Origin of the sequence: Methylobacterium sp. NEAU K (genome assembly GCF_030700285.1) — a bacterium.
Classification (GTDB): domain Bacteria; phylum Pseudomonadota; class Alphaproteobacteria; order Rhizobiales; family Beijerinckiaceae; genus Methylobacterium.
Window position 1 is genome coordinate 27,315 of sequence record NZ_JAUYZJ010000027.1, and the last position, 16,996, is coordinate 44,310.

Genomic DNA, 16,996 nt, shown 5'->3' on the forward strand with positions numbered 1-16,996 from the left:
TTGAAGGATCGCGCGCTCACACGGTGGTCGCGCGGTACGGCGGCCGGCCTGCGCTTTGCCCCCTCGCGCAGGCCGGTCGACTGCCCTCGCGGATCGCTCCCGCGTGTGTAACGGATGGACGACCTTCTTTAGATGACGCGGCGCATCTATATTGGAGTCGGAAGCACTGAGGGATCAGGCAATGCCGCGGGTTTCGCAGGAACAGGCCAGGATCAACCGGCAACGCGTGGTCGAGGTCGCCGCGGCCCTGTTCCGCGAGCGGGGACTCCACGGCGTCGGGGTCGTGGACATCATGGCCGCCGCCGGCCTGACCCATGGCGGCTTCTACGGTCAGTTCGCCAACAAGGATGCGCTGGCGGCCGAGGCGTTCGATGCGGCGCTCGCGGAGGAATACCGGGGGACCACGGACACCGTGGTCGCGAACTACCTGTCCCTGGGCCATGTCCAGACGCCGGGGAAGGGCTGTCCCCTGGCGGCGCTGGCGAACGACGTGTCCCGCGAGCTATCGGGCAGCCTCGTCCGGGCGCGGTTCACGCAGGGCGTGGAGCGACTGGCGTCCCTCTTCGCCGGTCTGACACCCAAGGCCTCGAAAGAGCGCCGTCGGCAGCGAGCCTTGGCGACGATGGCCACCCTCGTCGGAGCGGTGGTCCTGGCGCGGGCCGTCGATGACGAGGCACTGGCGAAGGAACTCCTCCAGGCGGCGCAGGACTCCGTCGCGCCCTGACGGCCCTTCGCGCGACGGGCCTTCCGCACGCCGGACCGATTGACTCTCGCTTCATATAGATTATGGTCAACATGAAAATGTGGAATGCGGCTCGGGATCGATGTGCGCACGTCCGCAGGCCGGGCATTCGGCCTTTTCTTGGAGGCCGGCGATGGACGACGGAGCGACTTCGGGAATCGATGCACCGCCGCGGCAGAGGGTCGTCGAGTGGGCCGATCCCCGGTCCATCGCCACGGCGGGAGACGGTCTCGCGGGCCTCGATTTCCTGCGCGCGCTCCTGACGGGAGACCTCCCGCCACCGCCCGCGATCCAGCTGCTCGGGATCGAGTTCGTTTCGGTCGAACCGGGCACGGCCAGCATGTGCATGCCGGCCGCCGAGTACCTCTTCAACCCGCTGGGCACGGTCCATGGCGGATCCCTCGCCACGCTCCTCGACAGCGTCATGGGGTGTGCGGTCCACTCGACCCTGCCGGCCGGGCGCGCCTACACGACGCTCGAGTTCAAGGTGAATTTCCTGCGCGCGGCCACCGAGAGGTCCGGCCTGCTGACCGCTGTCGGCCAGGTCGTTCACGCCGGGCGTCAGCAAGCGGTGGCGGAAGGTCGCCTCAACGACGCGTCCGGCCGCCTCGTCGCGACCGCGAGCACGACCTGCCTCCTGTTCGACCGGCCCGTGGCCAGGATGCCTTCCGCCGCCGGATGACGGGGACCGCCATTGCGGCGCCACCGCCGCTCCGTCGGCCGGACACCGCATCGCCTCGGCCCGGCGGGCCGCGCCGGCCGGGAGCGTATCGGCCGCCGTGCCCGCGCTGAAACCCGTGACGCCGTGAGGGCTCTGCCATGGACATCCGAACGCGTCGCCTGCTCGAAGCGCCCCTCGTGCCGACCCTGGCCCGGCTGGCCGGGCCGAACGTCGTGGTGATGGTCGTCCAGACCTCCATCGGCCTGATCGAGACCTACTTCGTCGCGGAACTCGGCACCGATGCCCTGGCCGGCATGGCCCTCGTCTTCCCGTTGGTCATGCTCGTCCAGATGCTGTCCGCCGGCGGCCTGGGCGGCGGCATCCAGTCGGCGGTCTCGCGCACCCTCGGCACCGGCCGGCGGGTGGATGCCGGACTTCTCGCTTGGCACGCCGCCGCCATCGGTCTCGGACTGGGTATCGTGACCAGCCTCCTCGCCCTGCCTCTGGGGCCGCGCCTCTACGCCGCGATGGGGGGCGCCGGGGGCTCGCTCCAGGCGGCGACGGCCTATGCGACCGTCGTGTTCGGCGCGGCCATCCTGATCTGGCTGTTCAACGCGCTGGCGGCGGTGATCCGCGGCACCGGCAACATGGCGCTCCCGGCCGGCGTCACCTGCGCCGGGGCGCTCGTGTTGATCCCGCTCTCGCCCGCGCTGATCTTCGGCTGGGGTCCGCTCCCCCGGCTCGGGATCGTAGGCGGCGGCGTCGCCTTCGCGATCTACTACGCCGTCGGCACCGCCGTCTTCGCCACCTACCTCTGGTCCGGCCGCGGCGTCCTGCACCCGAGCCGGCGTCTCCCGCGGCTCGCCTGGGCGCCGTCCCGCGAGATCCTGCGCGTCGGCCTGCTCTCCGGCATCGCCAGCATGACCTCGAACGTCACGGTCATCGCCGCGACCGGCTTCGTCGGGGTGGCGGGGCCGGCCGCTGTGGCCGGGTACGGAACCGGCGCGCGGCTGGAATACCTGCTGGTCCCCCTCGTGTTCGGGCTCGGCTCGCCCATCGCCGCCATCGTGGGCACCGCTCTGGGCGCCGGCATGCAGGCACGCGCCCGTCAGGCCGCGCTGACCGGCGCCATCGTGGCGGGCGTCCTGACAGAAGCCATCGGCCTGGCGGCCGCCCTGCATCCAGCGGGCTGGCTCGGGCTGTTCGGGGGCGATCCGGCCATGGTGGCAACCGGCTCCTCCTATCTCCGCATCGTGGGACCGTTCTACGGGTTCTTCGGCGCCGGCCTCGCCCTGTACTTCGCGGCCCAGGGCGCAGGCCGCGTCGGCTGGCCGCTGACCGCGAGCCTCCTCCGGATGGGCGTGGCGCTCGGCGGCGCCTGGATGGCGGCAGCCCTCGGACTCGGGCTCCCGGGGATGTTCGCGGCCCTCTCGGCCGGATTCCTCACCATGGGCCTCGTCAACGCGACGGCCTTTGTCACGGGAAGACTGTTTCGGGCCGAGGCTGCGCCCCAAGGAGCCGGAGCGCGGGACGCCCTCGCGGCGGGCGGCGGTCTGGAACACCGCGCCGGGATGCCCGAACCGGCACCGGCCCTCGCGGCCCGACGGCCGGCGTCGTGACCCCTTGGCGCCGAGAGAGCGATGAGGACCGTGTTCTGCCCGCCCGGCCTTGCCGTCGGCGTCCGGGATGATGCTCTGCGCCTGCGGGGCGGAATGGTTCTCTGACCGATCGGGCGGCCTTGCTCCATCGAGGGGCTTTCGTTGGGCGGTGGTGCTTTCCGGTGCTCCAGCGCACCGGACACCCGCCAAAGTGCGATCCGTGGCTTGCCATTATATATTACGTTCGTAATTTATAAGCGTCGGTTGGCCGCACGCCGGCCGCTCGGAAGGAGAGCATCGTGAACCAGACGTCCAGCAAGACTGCCGTCGTGACCGGAGCGGCCTCCGGCATCGGCCTCGAAACCGCCAAGGCCCTGCGGGCTGCCGGATACCGTGTGTTCGGGACGAGCCGGAAGTCGCCCGCCGCCGCGGTCGCCGATATCAGGATGCTCACCTGCGACGTCACCGACGACGCGTCCGTCGCCGACATGATCAAGACGGTCTTCGGTGAGACGGGTCGGATCGACCTCTTGGTCAACAATGCCGGCTTCGGCATCAGCGGAGCTGCGGAGGAATCTTCCATCGCGCAGGCCCAGGCCATGTTCGACGTCAACGTCTTCGGGATCATCCGCACGACCCGCGCCGTCCTACCCATCATGCGGGCTCAGAAGGGCGGTCGCATCGTCAACATCAGCTCTGTCATGGGGCTGATCCCGGCGCCCTACATGGCGCTCTACGGCGCGAGCAAGCATGCGGTCGAAGGCTACTCCGAGTCGCTGGACCACGAGGTTCGCGGCCAGGGCGTTCGGGTGATGCTCGTCGAGCCCGCCTTCACGCGCACGGCGTTCGACCAGAACCTCGTCCGGTCCGACGCGCCGCTCGACGTCTACGACGTTGAACGCGCCGGGCGCGACCGTTTCCTGAGCGAGGCCATGAAGAGCGCGGATGCGCCCGAAGTCGTGGCGCAGGTCGTCATCCAGGCCGCCACGGCGTCGACGCCCAAGCGCCGTTACACCGCCGGATCCAGGGCGCGCCAAGTCAGCTTCCTGCGCAGGTTCGTTCCGGCGGGCGCTTTCGACAAGAGTTTCCGCAAGGAGATGCGTCTTCCTCAGCTGCCGTAATTCGCTGAAAGCCCATCACAGCCGGTGTTGCTGGGCACAGACGACCACGCTCGGTGAACCGTGGACCGTTATACAGCCGCAGGCGCTCCGGAAACCGGGGTTGGCCTGCGGCCCGTAGCCGTGGCCGGCTCTGTCGAAAGCACAGGCTAAGGTGAAGAGCGCCGGACCGATGTCCGGTTTGGGGACGCTTGCGAAGGTCGTTTCATGACCGAGAAGGGCGCATTGCGGAACGTCCGGTTTCGTAGGACGCGTTGCGGCTTGTTAGGGGTCACATTGACCGTGACGTGCCGGGGTAGCGGCAGAGCCATTGAAATTACCGCGCTACCTCAATAACATAGGTGTCCGCATTTTTCTTGAGACTGGCGCGCCAATTAAGTCAATGACTTAGCCGGCGTCGCAACGCGGTCCGCAGGTCGCTGCGGAAGCGGGCGGATCGAAGCGCCGTCCCCTTGTCCGCGTTGCTTGGATCTCGGAACTGCCCGGTTCGGACCATGCGCCTCGAGGGGCGGTCCGCGACATTGCCATGACGCTGCGAAGGCCCGTCATCGGGGGTCTATCGGGTTCAGGGTTGGTCGTCGCAACCCGACCCCGCAACCGCCGATGACCACCTCTCAGCTACACCACCACTGGGGACACGACCTTCGCGCCCCGCAGGGCCGCCAGTACCACCTTCGCCTCGAAGGCCGGAAGATGGTTCCGGCGCTGTCGCTTGCTCAGCGTCACTCCTGATCCCCCGCCGTCCTGGCCGCGGTCAGGCAGAAACTCCACTCCGCCCCGTGGGGCGGATTCCCCGAGCCGATTCTGCGTCCTCGCGTGAGCGCGTGTTAACCTTTCATCAACCATGCGGGCGCGAAGGTTCCTGACTGAGGGCTGAGCCATGACCCGACGCCGGGATTTCGACGCGCTGAGCGAGGCGCAGATCGCCGCAGGACGCACGCTGAAGCGCTGGGTCGAGCCCAAGGCCCAGTTCCGTCCCGTCGCGCCGCAGGCGGTGGCCGATCTGCTCGACACGATCCAGCATGTGGCGGAGGCGGCCACCGGGGAGCGCAGCTTCCTGCACCTGCGCCCCGCTGCGGGCGGCGCGCGCGGGCGCGACCACTGAGGCGATCCGGTCCACGGGTCGGTCCCCCCGGCGGGCTGGCAAGCGCAGGCCGGTTCTGCAAAAAGCCCGGGATGAGCCGGCGCACAGCCTTCGATCCCGCTCCCGGCGGTGCGCAGACCGCCTCCGGGCGATGCTGCGCCGTCCGCGCGCCATGAGTGCGGACGAGACGGAAGAGCTTCGCCGTCGCAACCGCGCACTCGAGGACGAAGTGGGCCGCCTGCGCGCCGCGACCGGCGCGGGGAGCGCGGCCGAGGCGACGACGCAGGACGAGACCGCCTTCAGCCGCGAGTTCTGGCACAAGCCTGCGCGGATCGACGCGGTCCTGCCCGAGCCCGACCCAGAGCGGATCGACGATGCCGAGTTCCGCCGGCTCGCCGACCACCTCCCGAGCCTGTGCTGGCTCGCCCGGAGCGACGGCTATCTCTACTGGTACAACAGGCGCTGGCTCGACTATTGCGGCACCACGCATGCCACGATGGCGGGCTGGGGCTGGCAGAGCGTCCACGATCCCGTCGCGCTGCCGAGGGTGATGGCGGTCTGGGCCGCCTCGATCGCCACCGGCGAGCCGTTCGAGATGGTCTTTCCCCTGCGCGGGGCCGACGGTGTTTTCCGGCCGTTCCTCACGCGGATCGTGCCGCTGCGGGACGCCACCGGCCGGGTAGCACGCTGGTTCGGCGTCAACGCCGAGATCGGCGCCCAGGCCCGGGCCGAGGCGGCGCTCCGCGCCTCCGAGATCCGGCTGCGTCGGGCGCAGGAGGCCGGCGGCGTCGGCGTGTTCTCCATCGACATCGCCGACGACGTCATCCACGCCACGCCGCACTTCTTCCGCCTGTACGGACTGCCCGAACGGGAAACGGTGCCGGTCGAGGCGGTCGCCCGCCTCGTCATCCCGGACGATGCCGGGATCATTACCCGCCGGGCCGACCGGGACGCCGGCCTGACCGAACAGGACGCCGCCTACCGGATCCGGCGCGCGGATGACGGCGCGGAGCGCTGGATCGCCCGCCGCGGCGCGTTCGAGCGCGACGGCCAGGGGCGCGCCGTCCGCTTCGTCGGGGCGGTACGCGACGTCACCGACCACGAGGCCGCCGAGCTGCGCGCGGAGGCCAACGAGCGCGAGCTGCGCCTCGTCACCGACGCGCTGCCGGTTCTCATCGCCTTCATCGACCGGGACTACATCTACCGCTTCGCCAATGCGGCGTACCAGGACTGGTTTTCCGCCCGGCCTCGGAGATCGTGGGCCGGGACGTGCGCGATCTGATGAGCCCGCCGGGCTACGAGGCACGGCGCCCCTATGTCGAGCGCGCGCGCGCCGGCGAGGCCGTCCTGTTCGAGCTCGCCTGGCCCCGTCAGGACGGGCGTCACCGCGAGGCCGAGGTGCGCTACCTGCCGCGGCGCGGCGCCGACGGCGCGGTCGACGGGTTCCATGTCTTCGTGCAGGACATCACCGACCGCAAGCAGGCAGAAGCCGCGCTCCTCTCCGAGGTCACGCAGCGCACCCGCGAGCGGGACCGGCTGTGGGAGACCACCAACGACCTGATGGGCACGGCGGGCCTCGACGGCTTCCTCAAGAGCGTCAATCCGGCCTGGACGCGCATGCTCGGCTGGAGCGAGGCGGACCTGCTCGACCGCGCGTTCCTGGATTTCATCGATCCGGCCGACCACGCCGAGACGGCCGACGTCGTGTCCCGCCTCGCGGCCGGCGAGACGGTGACCGGCTTCCTCGACCGCGTCCTGACCCGGGCGGGCGAGCGCAGGGCGGTGATGTGGACGGCGGTGCCGGATCCCGGCACCGGGCTGTTCTACGTCGTCGGGCGGGACCTCACCGAGCAGCGCAGCGCCGAGGAGCAGCTGCTGCAGGCGCAGAAGATGGAGGCGATCGGCCAGCTCACCGGCGGCATCGCCCACGACTTCAACAACCTGCTGACCGGCATCGTCGGCTCCCTCGACCTGATGCAGACCCGGATCCAGCAGGGACGAACCGACGCGATCGAGCGCTACGCCCGCGCGGCCCTGTCGTCGGCCAACCGCGCCTCGGCGCTGACCCACCGCCCCCTCGCCTTCGCCCGGCGCCAGCCCCTGGAGCCGCAGCCGACCGCCGCCAACCCGCTGGTCACCGGCATGGAGGACCTCCTGCGGCGCACGCTCGGCGAGCGGGTGCAGCTCGAGCTCGTCACCGCGGGCGGCCTGTGGCTGACGCTCTGCGACCAGCACCAGCTCGAGAACGCGCTGCTCAACCTCGCCATCAATGCCCGGGACGCGATGCCCGAGGGCGGCCGCCTCGTGATCGAGACCGGCAACACCCATCTCGACCGCGCCTACGCCCGGCAACACGCGGGGGTGAACGAGGGCCAGTACGTCTGCGTCAGCGTCAGCGATACCGGGACCGGCATGCGCCCGGAGATCGTCGCCCGGGCCTTCGACCCGTTCTTCACCACCAAGCCCCTCGGCCAGGGCACGGGCCTCGGCCTGTCGATGATCTACGGCTTCGTCAAGCAGTCGGAAGGCCACGTCCGGATCTACTCGGAGCTGGGTTGCGGCACGACGGTCAAGCTCTATCTGCCGCGCCACCGCGGCGGCGTGCCGCCCGAGACGGTGGCGTCGGGTCTGACCGACATGCACCGGGCCGAGCGCGGCGACACCGTGCTCGTGGTGGAGGACGAGCCGGTGGTGCGCGATCTGATCGTCGAGGTTCTGGGCGACCTCGGATACACCGCGCTCCAGGCCGCGGATGCCGGCGCCGGCCTCGCCCTGCTGCGCGGGCCGGGCCGGATCGACCTGCTGATCAGCGATGTCGGATTGCCCGGCGGCCTCAACGGCCGGCAGATGGTCGACGCCGCCCGCCTGCACCGGCCCGACCTGAAGGTGCTGTTCATCACCGGCTATGCCGAGAACGCGACCTTCGGCAACGGCCATCTCGAACCCGGGATGCGCATGATCACCAAGCCGTTCCCCGTGGAGGCGCTGGCCGCGCGGGTGCGCGAGATGATCGCCGGCATCGACTGACCGCCCATGTCGCTCACAACGCGCATCCTGCTGCTGGTGCTGCTCGCGCTCGTCCCGGCTCTGGCGATCCAGGGCTACAACGAGGTCGACCTGCGGACGAGCCGCAACGCGGCGGTGCGTGCCGACACGCTCGCCACCGTCCGGGGCGTGACCGAGGACCTGTCCCAGCTCTCCGAGCGGATGCGGCAGGCCCTCGACCTCATCTCCGGTGACCCGTCCGTGCGGGCCCGCGACCCCTCCGCCTGCGCCGCCTATTTGCAGCGTTCCGCCGCGCGGCTGCCGCACGTGATCCTGCTCGCCCTCACGAATCCTGACGGCACCGTGATCTGCGACAGCGCCGGCTCGGCGGCGGGATCCTATTCGAGCGGGGCGCGCGCGTATCACCGCCGGGCCCGGGAGGCAGCCGGCTTCGCGGTCGGCGGCTATGCGCTGGGCATCGTGTCGAAGCGGCCGTCGATCCACTTCGCCCGGGTCGTGGGCGGCGGGGACGAGGCGGACGGTGCCGCGACGGACGTCCCTGCGACGGGAATCCTCTTGGCCGCCGTCGACCTCGACTGGCTGTCCGACCACCTCGAGCAGGCGGTGCACCAGACGGAGACCGCCATCACGGTGATGGACAGCGACGGCCGCATCATCGCGCGGCGCCCGGACGGGGCGGCCTGGCTCGGCAGGCTGGTCCCGCCCGAGCGCGTCGCCCTGCTGGCAGCCCGGGACGGCGAGGTCCGGGTCGCCGAGGGCCTCGAAGGCCGGGCGCGGATCATCGCCACCGCCACGCCGGGCGGCCCGCTCTCGGGCATGCGCGTGGTGGTCGGGCGCGACAGCGCGGCGGCCTTCGCGGATATCGACGCCGCCACCCGCCGCGGGCTGGTGCTGATCGCGCTGGGCGCCATGCTGGCGCTGGCGGCGGCGCTGATGGCCGGACGGGTGTTCATCCGACGCCCGATCGATCGCCTGCTTCGGACGGCCGCCGCCTGGCAGGCGGGCGACCTCACCGCCCGCACGGGCCTTCACGGCACGACGGAGTTCGGCCGCCTCGGGCGCAAGCTCGACGCCATGGCGGGCACGCTCCAGCGCAACGCCGACGATCTGCACGCGGAGATCCACCGTGGGCGGGCGCTCCAGCAGCAGCAGGTCACGATGCTGCACGAGTTGAACCACCGGGTGAAGAACACGCTAGCCACCGTTCAGGCGCTGGCGCGCCAGTCCCGCGGCTCCGAGGGCGGTCTGGAGGCCCGGATCCTGGCGCTTTCGAAAACCCACGATCTCCTGACCCGCGAGGACTGGAGCGGAGCCTCCTTGAGCGAGATGCTGGAGAGCGAGCTGAGACCCTACCGCAGGAGCGCCGACCATATCGACCTCGACGGGCCCGACGTATCACTGTCGCCGCGACATGTGCTGGCGCTCGGCATGACGCTCCACGAGCTGACCACGAATGCCGCCAAATACGGCGCGCTCTCGGTTCCGGAGGGGCGCGTGCGGGTCTCGTGGTCGCTGGCCATGACCGGGGAGGGGACGCGGCGCCTGCGGCTCACCTGGCAGGAGAGTGGCGGTCCGCCGGTCCGGGAGCCGGCCCGGGCCGGCTTCGGGACGCGGTTGATCGCTGGCGGCGTGCGGCGCGAACTCGCCGGAACCGTCGACCTCGCCTTCGAGGCCGAAGGCCTGCGCTGCGACCTCGACGTGCCGCTGGATCCGCGCCTCAGCGCGATGCTCGCGCCGACGCAATAGGGCGCCCCCGGCCCGGGAACGGCAGCAGGCGCGAACTCTCGTCGTCGGAGGCCGGAAACCCGGGTTCCGCCGATCCGCCTCAGGCTTCGGTCGGCGCCACGGCCCGACCGTCGCGCTTCACCTGCCGCCAGGTCCGCCACGGCTCGAGGTTCGACAGCGCCATCCGGCGGGCGCCGACCCAGCCGAGCACGAGTGCCACGGCGATGAACGGCGCGGCCACGATCAGGGCCGCCGGCGCCTCGGAGCCGAACGGCACGGCGAGCAGCTTCACCACCGCGTCGAGCCCGAGGAAGAAGGTGACGATCAACAGCACGGGAATCGTGCCGACGATCGCGATCAGCGACACGAGGGCACGGACGTTGCCGTCGAGCTCGCTCCGCGCCAGGGTCAGCAGCGCCTCCACGTGCGCCGCGCTCTCGCGCAGGGCCGCGACGAGCAGGGCCAGGGTTCCGTCGGCGCGTTGGCGCATGGTCCGGGATTGTCCTCTTGGATCACTTGGTCGGCAGGGGCCGAGGCCAACGGAGCGGGTGCCGAAGCGTTCCGCTCCGCCTCTCACAGCATCAGCAGCACGGCGCCGAGAACGAGCAGGGTGGCGAGGCCCGCCAGGGCGACGGCCCGGGTGACCCCCGCGCGGTCCTCCGGGTCCCGCTCCGGTGCGGCCTTGGGCCGGATCCCTGCGGGGTCGGACGCCGCGAAGGCCGGGGCGCCGGCTTCTCCCGCAGGCCGGATCGGCGGCGGCGACCCGGGGCTCGGCTCCGGGAGGGTCAGCGCGCCCGGGACCCGCCGGTCCGCGGGCGGCCCGAAGGCCTCCGGCTCGACGCTCACGCCCGCCGCCTCGAGTTCCAGCATCACCAGCACGAGGGCGTCGACCTCCATGCGGTCGACCGGCAGCGCGGCCTGAAGGTCGACCGCCGTGAGTTCCCCCCGGGCCCGGCCGAGGGCGATCAGCCGGTCCAACGTTCCGCGATCGATCATCTGCGACATCGCGCGCTCCCGTCGCCGCGCCGTCCGTGCGGCCGGCGCTCCGTTCGAGAACCCCCGAGGCCCGGGGTGGTTACCGGTGCGCTACGGGCTGAGCGCCGGCTCGCCCGCCAGCGCGTCGCCCGCAACCCGGTCCCCGGCACCGTACGCGCCCGGCCGGCGCAGGAGAAACGGCTTCTCGATCAGGGTCCAGCTCAGGATCCCCAGCGGGATGGCGGCCGCCAGGGCGAGGGCCGCGACCATCCAGGGCGAGATCCCCGGCATCCGGGCGACCAGCAGGTTCTGCACAGGCCAGGCGTAGAGATAGAGCCCGTACGAGGGATCGATCCGCGCCGTGCCGCGGCTGAGGGCGTTGGGGCGCACCGCGAAGGCGAACCAGAAGACCAGATAGCCGCCGAGGATCGCGAAGGCCGGCTCGGCCAGCGGCCGGCTGAACATCAGCGGCAGGAGCAGCAGGGCGGCGAGGCCGGCGCCGCGACCGGTGTAGGTGATCCGGTCGCCGAACAGCCGGAATGCGCCCCCGCAGCAGAACACGAAGGTGAGGCGGATCATCTCCGACAGGGAGCCGAGCCCGTCGCCCGGGGCGCCCACCGGCAGGTACAGCCAGCGCAGGGCGAGCAAACCTCCGAGCCCGGCCAGAAGGACGAGGTAGCGCCGCCGCCGCCGCAGGGCCCGCGCGGTGCCGACCAGGCCCAGCAGCAGGTAGCAGCCGAACTCGCAGGGGATCGTCCACATCGCGCCGTTGAGCAGGGGGTAGGGCAGCCCCTCGAACGCGCCCGGAACCACCGGCATGAGCAGCAGCGACAGCCGCAGCAAAGTCTCCGGGAGCGAGGCCGCCGCGACGTCGCCCCCGCCCAGGGGGGCGACCACGGCGATGCACACGAGGGACGCCACCACGAAGGCCGGATAGATCCGCACTACCCGGCGCATCAGGTAGTCGGAGAACGACCGCTTGGCGCGGTAGCTCGCGGTGATCAGGTAGCCGCTGACCAGGAAGAAGCCGTCGACCGCGATCTCGCCCAGCGACATCGTACCGAAGGCTTGCGTGAGCCATTCGCGCGAACGATTGCCGTCCACGAGTTCGGGCGCGTGCGAAAGAATCACCAGGACCGCGAACAGAAGGCGCAGCGAGCCGAAATTGTTCGCAACCGTGTCGCGTGCCCCCACCTGCTGCGACACCTGCGCCCGCCTCGTGATCCCTCAGACGATTCCAGGGGCGGGGAAACGGCGGGCGAAGACAAGGACGCCGGGGCAACACCCGCCGGCCTTCGTGCGGCACATGTCGGGTCGTCACAGGGGTGGCTCGCGACGATCGACCCACCCAGATCGTGCCGTGGCCTGTCTGGCCAGTTCCCCCTGTGAAAAGGGCGTGCACGGGCCCGCACCACCGCAGCGAAGGGCGGCTCAACACGCCGGAAAATCAGGATCGGATAAGCACGACTGGAATGCTTGATACTGCTTAGCAGTGCGATCCAGCGGCACCGTCACTTGTTCGGACCGAGAGTTTTTGACATTATCAACCTACGTGAGGTTGCCGATGTCGGAAACAGCAAAGTATAAGGGCGGTCGGCCCCGGGTCGACGCCCAGCCGATCACGCTCCGGCTACCCCCAGAACTTCTAGGCGGAGTCGACCGCTACATCGCGCACGAGCAATCCATCGCCGGACGCTCGCTGACACGGCCGGAGGCGGTGCGGCATGCACTGCGGAACTGGCTTGCAGGGCACGGCTATCAGCATCACCGTGGGGATCCTGACGGCGCGAACTGAGGGAGACGACCGTGAACCCGGTGGCGCTGGTATTGATGGCCGCACTGCTGGCGGCATGGATCGGGATCGGCACCGTCGTGATCGCCTACGGTACGCCCTTCGGTGTGGCGTTCTATGTCTTGGCCGTGGTCGCGACGAACCCGCGGGTCTGGCGGCTGCACTGACGGCAGCGCCTGGACCGTCTGCCGCACCTGCAAGGAAGCCCGGAAGCCGAAGCGACTTGCGAGACCCGCCGATCGGCGGCGCCGTGAAACCTCTGCCTGGCCTACGCTGCCGGGAGAGGCGACCCAGGATTCAAAAAGGACGACGCGCCCCGTCAGGAGCGCGTCGCCAGTCGACTCGCGGTCTCATCGACGAGCCGGGCAAACCTTCCGCAAAGTGCGGGCCAGAGGCTACTTGCCGCTACCGCTGGGGGCGGCGCCGCTGCCGGTCGCACCGTTGCCAGTGCTGTTGTCTCCAGCCGGTGCACCGGCCGTCGAGGTATTCCCGTTCGGTGTGGACTGCGCGGCGGCCATCCCGGCGCTGCCGGCCACGAGCGCCAGGGCAAGAAGGGCGGATTGAAGGGTTCGGCTGGTCATAGCACTCTCAAATCGCGACGGGCCGGCCTAAGCCGGCATGACCCCATCAACGAAAAGGCGCCGTCGCCGTTCCCAGATGCGCTCGAGACCGTCCCGCACGCCGGTTCGCGATCCCCCTTCAGCGACACCACCGCCTGGGACACGACCCCAGGAAAACACGCTTTTTGAAGAGTCCGGCTACGCAAAAGGTGGGACGGGTGCGGAGCCTGCCCGCCATACTCTTCGCCCAAGGACGTATTGCGGCGCCGGAATCAGCGCGACTGTTCTTTCGGTATTGGTAGTGTCCCAATTTTTGAAATAATGCCTCTAATATGAGCGCGAAGAATTTCTTTGTTCTTTGAATTTTTGTCCGCGCTCTTCGCGGCGGGCGGCTTATCGGCGGTCGACATGGCATGTGCCCCGGATCAGGAGCGCCACCTCTTCGGGCCACGGGGACGTGGTTGGGAGGGCGATCACCAGCACCTATAGTGGATCGCCCAGCCGGAATCTCGGCATTATTGCAACGCGCCCGACCAATTCAACTTTTAGATGCGTTAAGGTTTATTATACCGCGCTGTCGTCGCTATAGCGCCCAGGACTACGTAGGGAGTTTAACGCGCCCTCAAGAGGGCCCCACCAGAGGGGATCTCGGTGCCCGAGCGCTTTTACTTCGATGTCGAGAACAGCCGGGAGCGGATCCGCGACGAAGTGGGCGTCGAGGCAGGGAGCCGGGAGGAGGCTCTGGCGGAGGCGCGCAGCGTGATCGAGGAGATGGCGGACCACGTGGGCGTGACCGAGTCCGATGATCCTTGGATGCTCGTTGTGCGCGACGGGGCCGGGTTCCTGGTCGGTCGGCTGCCGATCGGGACATAGCAGCGCCGGAAGAAAGAACCCGCCGCGGCAGGCGCCGGGCGGGCTGAAGGTGATCTCGGCTCGGAGAAGGCTCGACCGTAAACGCCGTACGGAACCGGCGCATCCCCCATCCAGATGAGGCGCGCACACGATCATGCGATCGGACGCGGTCCTCGAAAGGCCGCGGGCCGCCGGGAGCCGAACCCGCACGCCCATCCGATCGCGGCGCCTGGAACGGACGGCGACGTGGCCGGCTCGCCGTGACACCACATCCGAAACGGATCACCGTCGTCCGGGCGGCGCTCAGGCAGCGCCGTCGGCCTCAAACAGAGTCCATCGCCGAGCCGTCCCCCCCCGAACTCCTCCAGGTGCGGCCCGCGCGAACCGGGCTCGATCCGACGGGCATGCCGCGGAGGCTCGCCGCGTGTCAGCCTCCGAAGGCGCGCGGCGGCAGGCCCGGCACCCCGACATCGAGCTCGAACAGGGCGCCCGCGGACGGCTCATGCGCGGCGCCCCGCGACGCCGACGTGACGAACAGGCGGTCAAGCCCCGCCCCCGCGAAGGCGCAGCTGGTGACGTTCGTGGCCGGCAGCGGGATCGCCCGCATGAGGCGCCCGTCCGGATCCAGGCGGCTGATCCGGCCCGCCCCCCAATGAGCGATCCAGAGGCAGCCCTCGGCGTCGGTGGTCATTCCGTCGGGCCAGCCCCAGGAATCGGGGAAGCGCAGGAAGTCGCGCTTCCCCGCCAGGGTGCCGTCATCGGCGAGGTCGAAGGCGAAGACGGTCCGGGCTGCGCTGTCGCTGTGGTAGAGGATCCGGCCATCCAGGCTGAAGGTCGGCCCGTTCGCGACCCCGTAATCGCCGTCCATCCGCCGCCAGGTCAGGTCGGGATCGAGCCGGTGCAGGGCGCCCGAGACGGCCGCCTCGCCGTGGTGCATGCTCCCGGCCCAGATCCGGCCGGCACGGTCGACCTTGGCGTCGTTCAGGCGGTTGTCCGGATGGTCGGGCTCCGGATCGCCGATCGGCGCGAGGCGGTCGGCCTCCAGGTCGAAGACCGCGAAGCCGCTCTTCAGGCCGACCACGAAGTCGGGGCGGCCGGCCCGAGGGATGATCCAGCCGAGCGGCTCCGGGAACGGGCGCGTGCCGGTCCGGCCGGTCGCGAGGTCGAGCCAGCGCAGGGCCGGCGCCTCGATGTCGACCCAGAACAGCCGGCCCCGCTCCGGCACCCAGACCGGGCCCTCGCCGAGCCGGTCGCGCTCGGTGCGGGCGATGATGCGGACCTGTGCCTCCATGGGATCGCCCATCCTTCCAGCGACGGGTCGCGGCCCGCCGCGCGCTACGCATCGAAGAGGTCGCCGGTCGGGCGAGCCGGACAGGGGCGGGCGCCCGGAGCCGGCCTGACAGAGTGCGGGGACAGGCCGTGCAGCTCCGTGCACCCCGCGTCGGATCAAGGCCGCGAGGGGGCGACGCGCGTTTGCTCAGCTGACCGCGCCCCGGCCCAGCCGGCTGCCCCAGACCGCGTAGGCCAGGACGTAGAGCTCGCAGGCGGACGTGATCAGGAAGGAATGCTGGAGGCCGAACCGGTCGGCGGCCCAGCCCTGGACCACCACGAGGGAGCCGCCCGCGATCGCCATGATCAGCAGCCCCGCCCCCTCCTCGGTCAGCGGCCCCAGCCCGCGGATGCCCAGGGTGAAGATCGTCGGGAACATGATCGCGTGGAACAGCCCCACCGAGATCAGCGCCCACATCGCCAGCGGACCCGTGGCGAAGCTCGCCACCAGCATCACCGCGCAGGCGGCGATGGCGGCCCCGGCCAGGACGGTCTCGGCCGACCGCACCCGCATCAGGTAGCTGCCGGCGAAGCGGCCCACCATCATCCCGCCCCAGAGCAGGAACAGGTAGCGCGAGGCCTGCGCGTGCGTCAGGTTGCCGATCTCGGGCTGCGAGACGAAGTTGATGAACAGGTTCGACACCCCGATCTCGGCGATCAGGTAGATGAAGATCGCCGGCACGCCGAGCACGAGGTTGCGGTGGCGCCAGAGCGACAGGCCGGCGCGCTCGGACTTGGCGACCCGCGCGGCGCCGCCCATGGCGGGCAGCGGGAAGCGGGCGATCACCACGGCCAGCCCCAGGAGGATCGCCGCCGCGATCATATAGGGCAGCTGCACCGACTGCGCGTCGGCCAGCCGCTCGGCCGGGCTCAGGACGGCCCCGGCGGCCACGTTGCCCGAGGCGGAGCGGCCGAGGATCAGGTAGCCTCCGAACAGCGGCGCCAGGGTCGTGCCGAGCGAGTTGAAGGCCTGGACGAGGTTGAGCCGCGCCGGGGCGCTCTCCGCCGGGCCGACCACCGCCACGTAGGGGTTGGCGGCGACCTGGAGCAGGGTGATGCCGCTCGCGATCACGAACAGGGCGGTGAGGGTGATCGCATAGGAGACCTGGTGCGAGGCCAGGACCATGCCGAGCGTGCCCAGCGCCATGATGCCGAGGCCCACCACCAGCGCGCGCTGGTAGCCGACGCGCTCGATCAGCTTCGCCGCAGGGATCGAGGCCACGAAATACGCGATGAACCAGACCGATTCGATCAGCGTGGTCTGCGTATAGCTGAGGTCGAACACGCTCCTGAGGTGGGGCAGCAGCGTGTTGTTGATGACCGTGATGAAGCCCCACATGAAGAACAGGCTCGCGAGCAGCGACAGCGCCAGGCGGAAGCCGCCCACGGTGCGCGGGTCTGTCTCCGCCAGCGCCGCGGGCGGCCCGAAGTGCACGATCGGTCCTGCCATCACTCGTTTCCTCCGGTCGCGGCCGCCTTGTCGGAGCGCCTTGTTGTGCATTTGATTTGTCTGAGTATATATCGGAGTCGCGGGCGTCAACCGCGGCTTCCCGT

The 16,996-nt window shown here is 70.4% G+C and carries 13 protein-coding genes and 1 pseudogene; 9 read left to right on the forward strand and 5 right to left on the reverse strand.

What is annotated here, in order from left to right:
• Positions 1-181: 181 nt before the first annotated feature.
• The 7 genes and pseudogenes from Q8W67_RS19655 (at position 182) to Q8W67_RS19690 (ending at position 9,955) form a co-directional block, all read left to right on the forward strand.
• Positions 182-724, forward strand: a complete 543-nt coding sequence (locus Q8W67_RS19655) for a TetR family transcriptional regulator (protein ID WP_305548850.1) — start codon at positions 182-184, stop codon at positions 722-724.
• A 151-nt stretch (positions 725-875) separates the two neighbouring features.
• A complete protein-coding gene (locus Q8W67_RS19660) occupies positions 876-1,424 on the forward strand; it encodes a PaaI family thioesterase (protein ID WP_305548853.1) in 549 nt (182 codons plus the stop codon).
• A gap of 137 nt (positions 1,425-1,561) precedes the next feature.
• Positions 1,562-3,022 (forward strand): MATE family efflux transporter, encoded by a 1,461-nt coding sequence (locus tag Q8W67_RS19665; RefSeq protein ID WP_305548856.1) that lies wholly within the window; start codon positions 1,562-1,564, stop codon positions 3,020-3,022.
• Positions 3,023-3,300: 278 nt separating this feature from the next.
• Positions 3,301-4,122 carry an oxidoreductase gene (locus tag Q8W67_RS19670; RefSeq protein ID WP_305548859.1) on the forward strand — a complete coding sequence of 274 codons (822 nt, stop codon included), beginning with the start codon at positions 3,301-3,303 and terminating at the stop codon, positions 4,120-4,122.
• Positions 4,123-4,999: 877 nt separating this feature from the next.
• A complete protein-coding gene (locus tag Q8W67_RS19675; RefSeq protein ID WP_305548862.1) occupies positions 5,000-5,224 on the forward strand; it encodes a hypothetical protein in 225 nt (74 codons plus the stop codon).
• A gap of 108 nt (positions 5,225-5,332) precedes the next feature.
• Positions 5,333-8,227: pseudogene (locus Q8W67_RS19680) on the forward strand (PAS domain-containing protein); the annotation flags it as partial.
• A gap of 9 nt (positions 8,228-8,236) precedes the next feature.
• Positions 8,237-9,955 carry a sensor histidine kinase gene (locus tag Q8W67_RS19690; RefSeq protein WP_305548865.1) on the forward strand — a complete coding sequence of 573 codons (1,719 nt, stop codon included), beginning with the start codon at positions 8,237-8,239 and terminating at the stop codon, positions 9,953-9,955.
• A gap of 79 nt (positions 9,956-10,034) precedes the next feature.
• Here the strand turns inward: Q8W67_RS19690 and Q8W67_RS19695 are convergent, their stop codons facing one another.
• From Q8W67_RS19695 to Q8W67_RS19705, 3 genes are all read right to left on the reverse strand, one after another.
• A complete protein-coding gene (locus Q8W67_RS19695) occupies positions 10,035-10,424 on the reverse strand; it encodes a phage holin family protein (protein ID WP_305548868.1) in 390 nt (129 codons plus the stop codon).
• Between the two features lie 83 nt (positions 10,425-10,507).
• Positions 10,508-10,939 carry an RNA polymerase sigma factor region1.1 domain-containing protein gene (locus Q8W67_RS19700; protein WP_305548871.1) on the reverse strand — a complete coding sequence of 144 codons (432 nt, stop codon included), beginning with the start codon at positions 10,937-10,939 and terminating at the stop codon, positions 10,508-10,510.
• Between the two features lie 81 nt (positions 10,940-11,020).
• Positions 11,021-12,115: an acyltransferase gene (locus Q8W67_RS19705; RefSeq protein WP_305548874.1), complete on the reverse strand. Its 1,095-nt coding sequence runs from the start codon at positions 12,113-12,115 to the stop codon at positions 11,021-11,023.
• 600 nt (positions 12,116-12,715) lie between these two features.
• Here Q8W67_RS19705 and Q8W67_RS19710 point away from each other — a divergent pair.
• A complete protein-coding gene (locus Q8W67_RS19710; protein WP_305548877.1) occupies positions 12,716-12,868 on the forward strand; it encodes a hypothetical protein in 153 nt (50 codons plus the stop codon).
• A 1,044-nt stretch (positions 12,869-13,912) separates the two neighbouring features.
• A complete protein-coding gene (locus Q8W67_RS19715; protein WP_305548880.1) occupies positions 13,913-14,134 on the forward strand; it encodes a hypothetical protein in 222 nt (73 codons plus the stop codon).
• 406 nt (positions 14,135-14,540) lie between these two features.
• Here the strand turns inward: Q8W67_RS19715 and Q8W67_RS19720 are convergent, their stop codons facing one another.
• Together Q8W67_RS19720 and Q8W67_RS19725 are read right to left on the reverse strand one after the other, a co-directional pair.
• Positions 14,541-15,404, reverse strand: coding sequence for an SMP-30/gluconolactonase/LRE family protein (locus Q8W67_RS19720; protein WP_305548883.1), 864 nt, complete (start codon positions 15,402-15,404; stop codon positions 14,541-14,543).
• 186 nt (positions 15,405-15,590) lie between these two features.
• Positions 15,591-16,892: a sugar MFS transporter gene (locus tag Q8W67_RS19725; protein WP_305548886.1), complete on the reverse strand. Its 1,302-nt coding sequence runs from the start codon at positions 16,890-16,892 to the stop codon at positions 15,591-15,593.
• Positions 16,893-16,996: the final 104 nt, after the last annotated feature.

Bases quoted from the DNA above. Each gene is read 5' to 3' on its own strand.
- Q8W67_RS19655 (WP_305548850.1), top strand. From the start codon at position 182: ATGCCGCGGGTTTCGCAGGAACAGGCCAGGATCAACCGGCAACGCGTG.
- Q8W67_RS19660 (WP_305548853.1), top strand. From the start codon at position 876: ATGGACGACGGAGCGACTTCGGGAATCGATGCACCGCCGCGGCAGAGG.
- Q8W67_RS19665 (WP_305548856.1), top strand. From the start codon at position 1,562: ATGGACATCCGAACGCGTCGCCTGCTCGAAGCGCCCCTCGTGCCGACC.
- Q8W67_RS19675 (WP_305548862.1), top strand. From the start codon at position 5,000: ATGACCCGACGCCGGGATTTCGACGCGCTGAGCGAGGCGCAGATCGCC.
- Q8W67_RS19690 (WP_305548865.1), top strand. From the start codon at position 8,237: ATGTCGCTCACAACGCGCATCCTGCTGCTGGTGCTGCTCGCGCTCGTC.
- Q8W67_RS19695 (WP_305548868.1), bottom strand. From the start codon at position 10,424: ATGCGCCAACGCGCCGACGGAACCCTGGCCCTGCTCGTCGCGGCCCTG.
- Q8W67_RS19700 (WP_305548871.1), bottom strand. From the start codon at position 10,939: ATGTCGCAGATGATCGATCGCGGAACGTTGGACCGGCTGATCGCCCTC.
- Q8W67_RS19720 (WP_305548883.1), bottom strand. From the start codon at position 15,404: ATGGAGGCACAGGTCCGCATCATCGCCCGCACCGAGCGCGACCGGCTC.
- Q8W67_RS19725 (WP_305548886.1), bottom strand. From the start codon at position 16,892: ATGGCAGGACCGATCGTGCACTTCGGGCCGCCCGCGGCGCTGGCGGAG.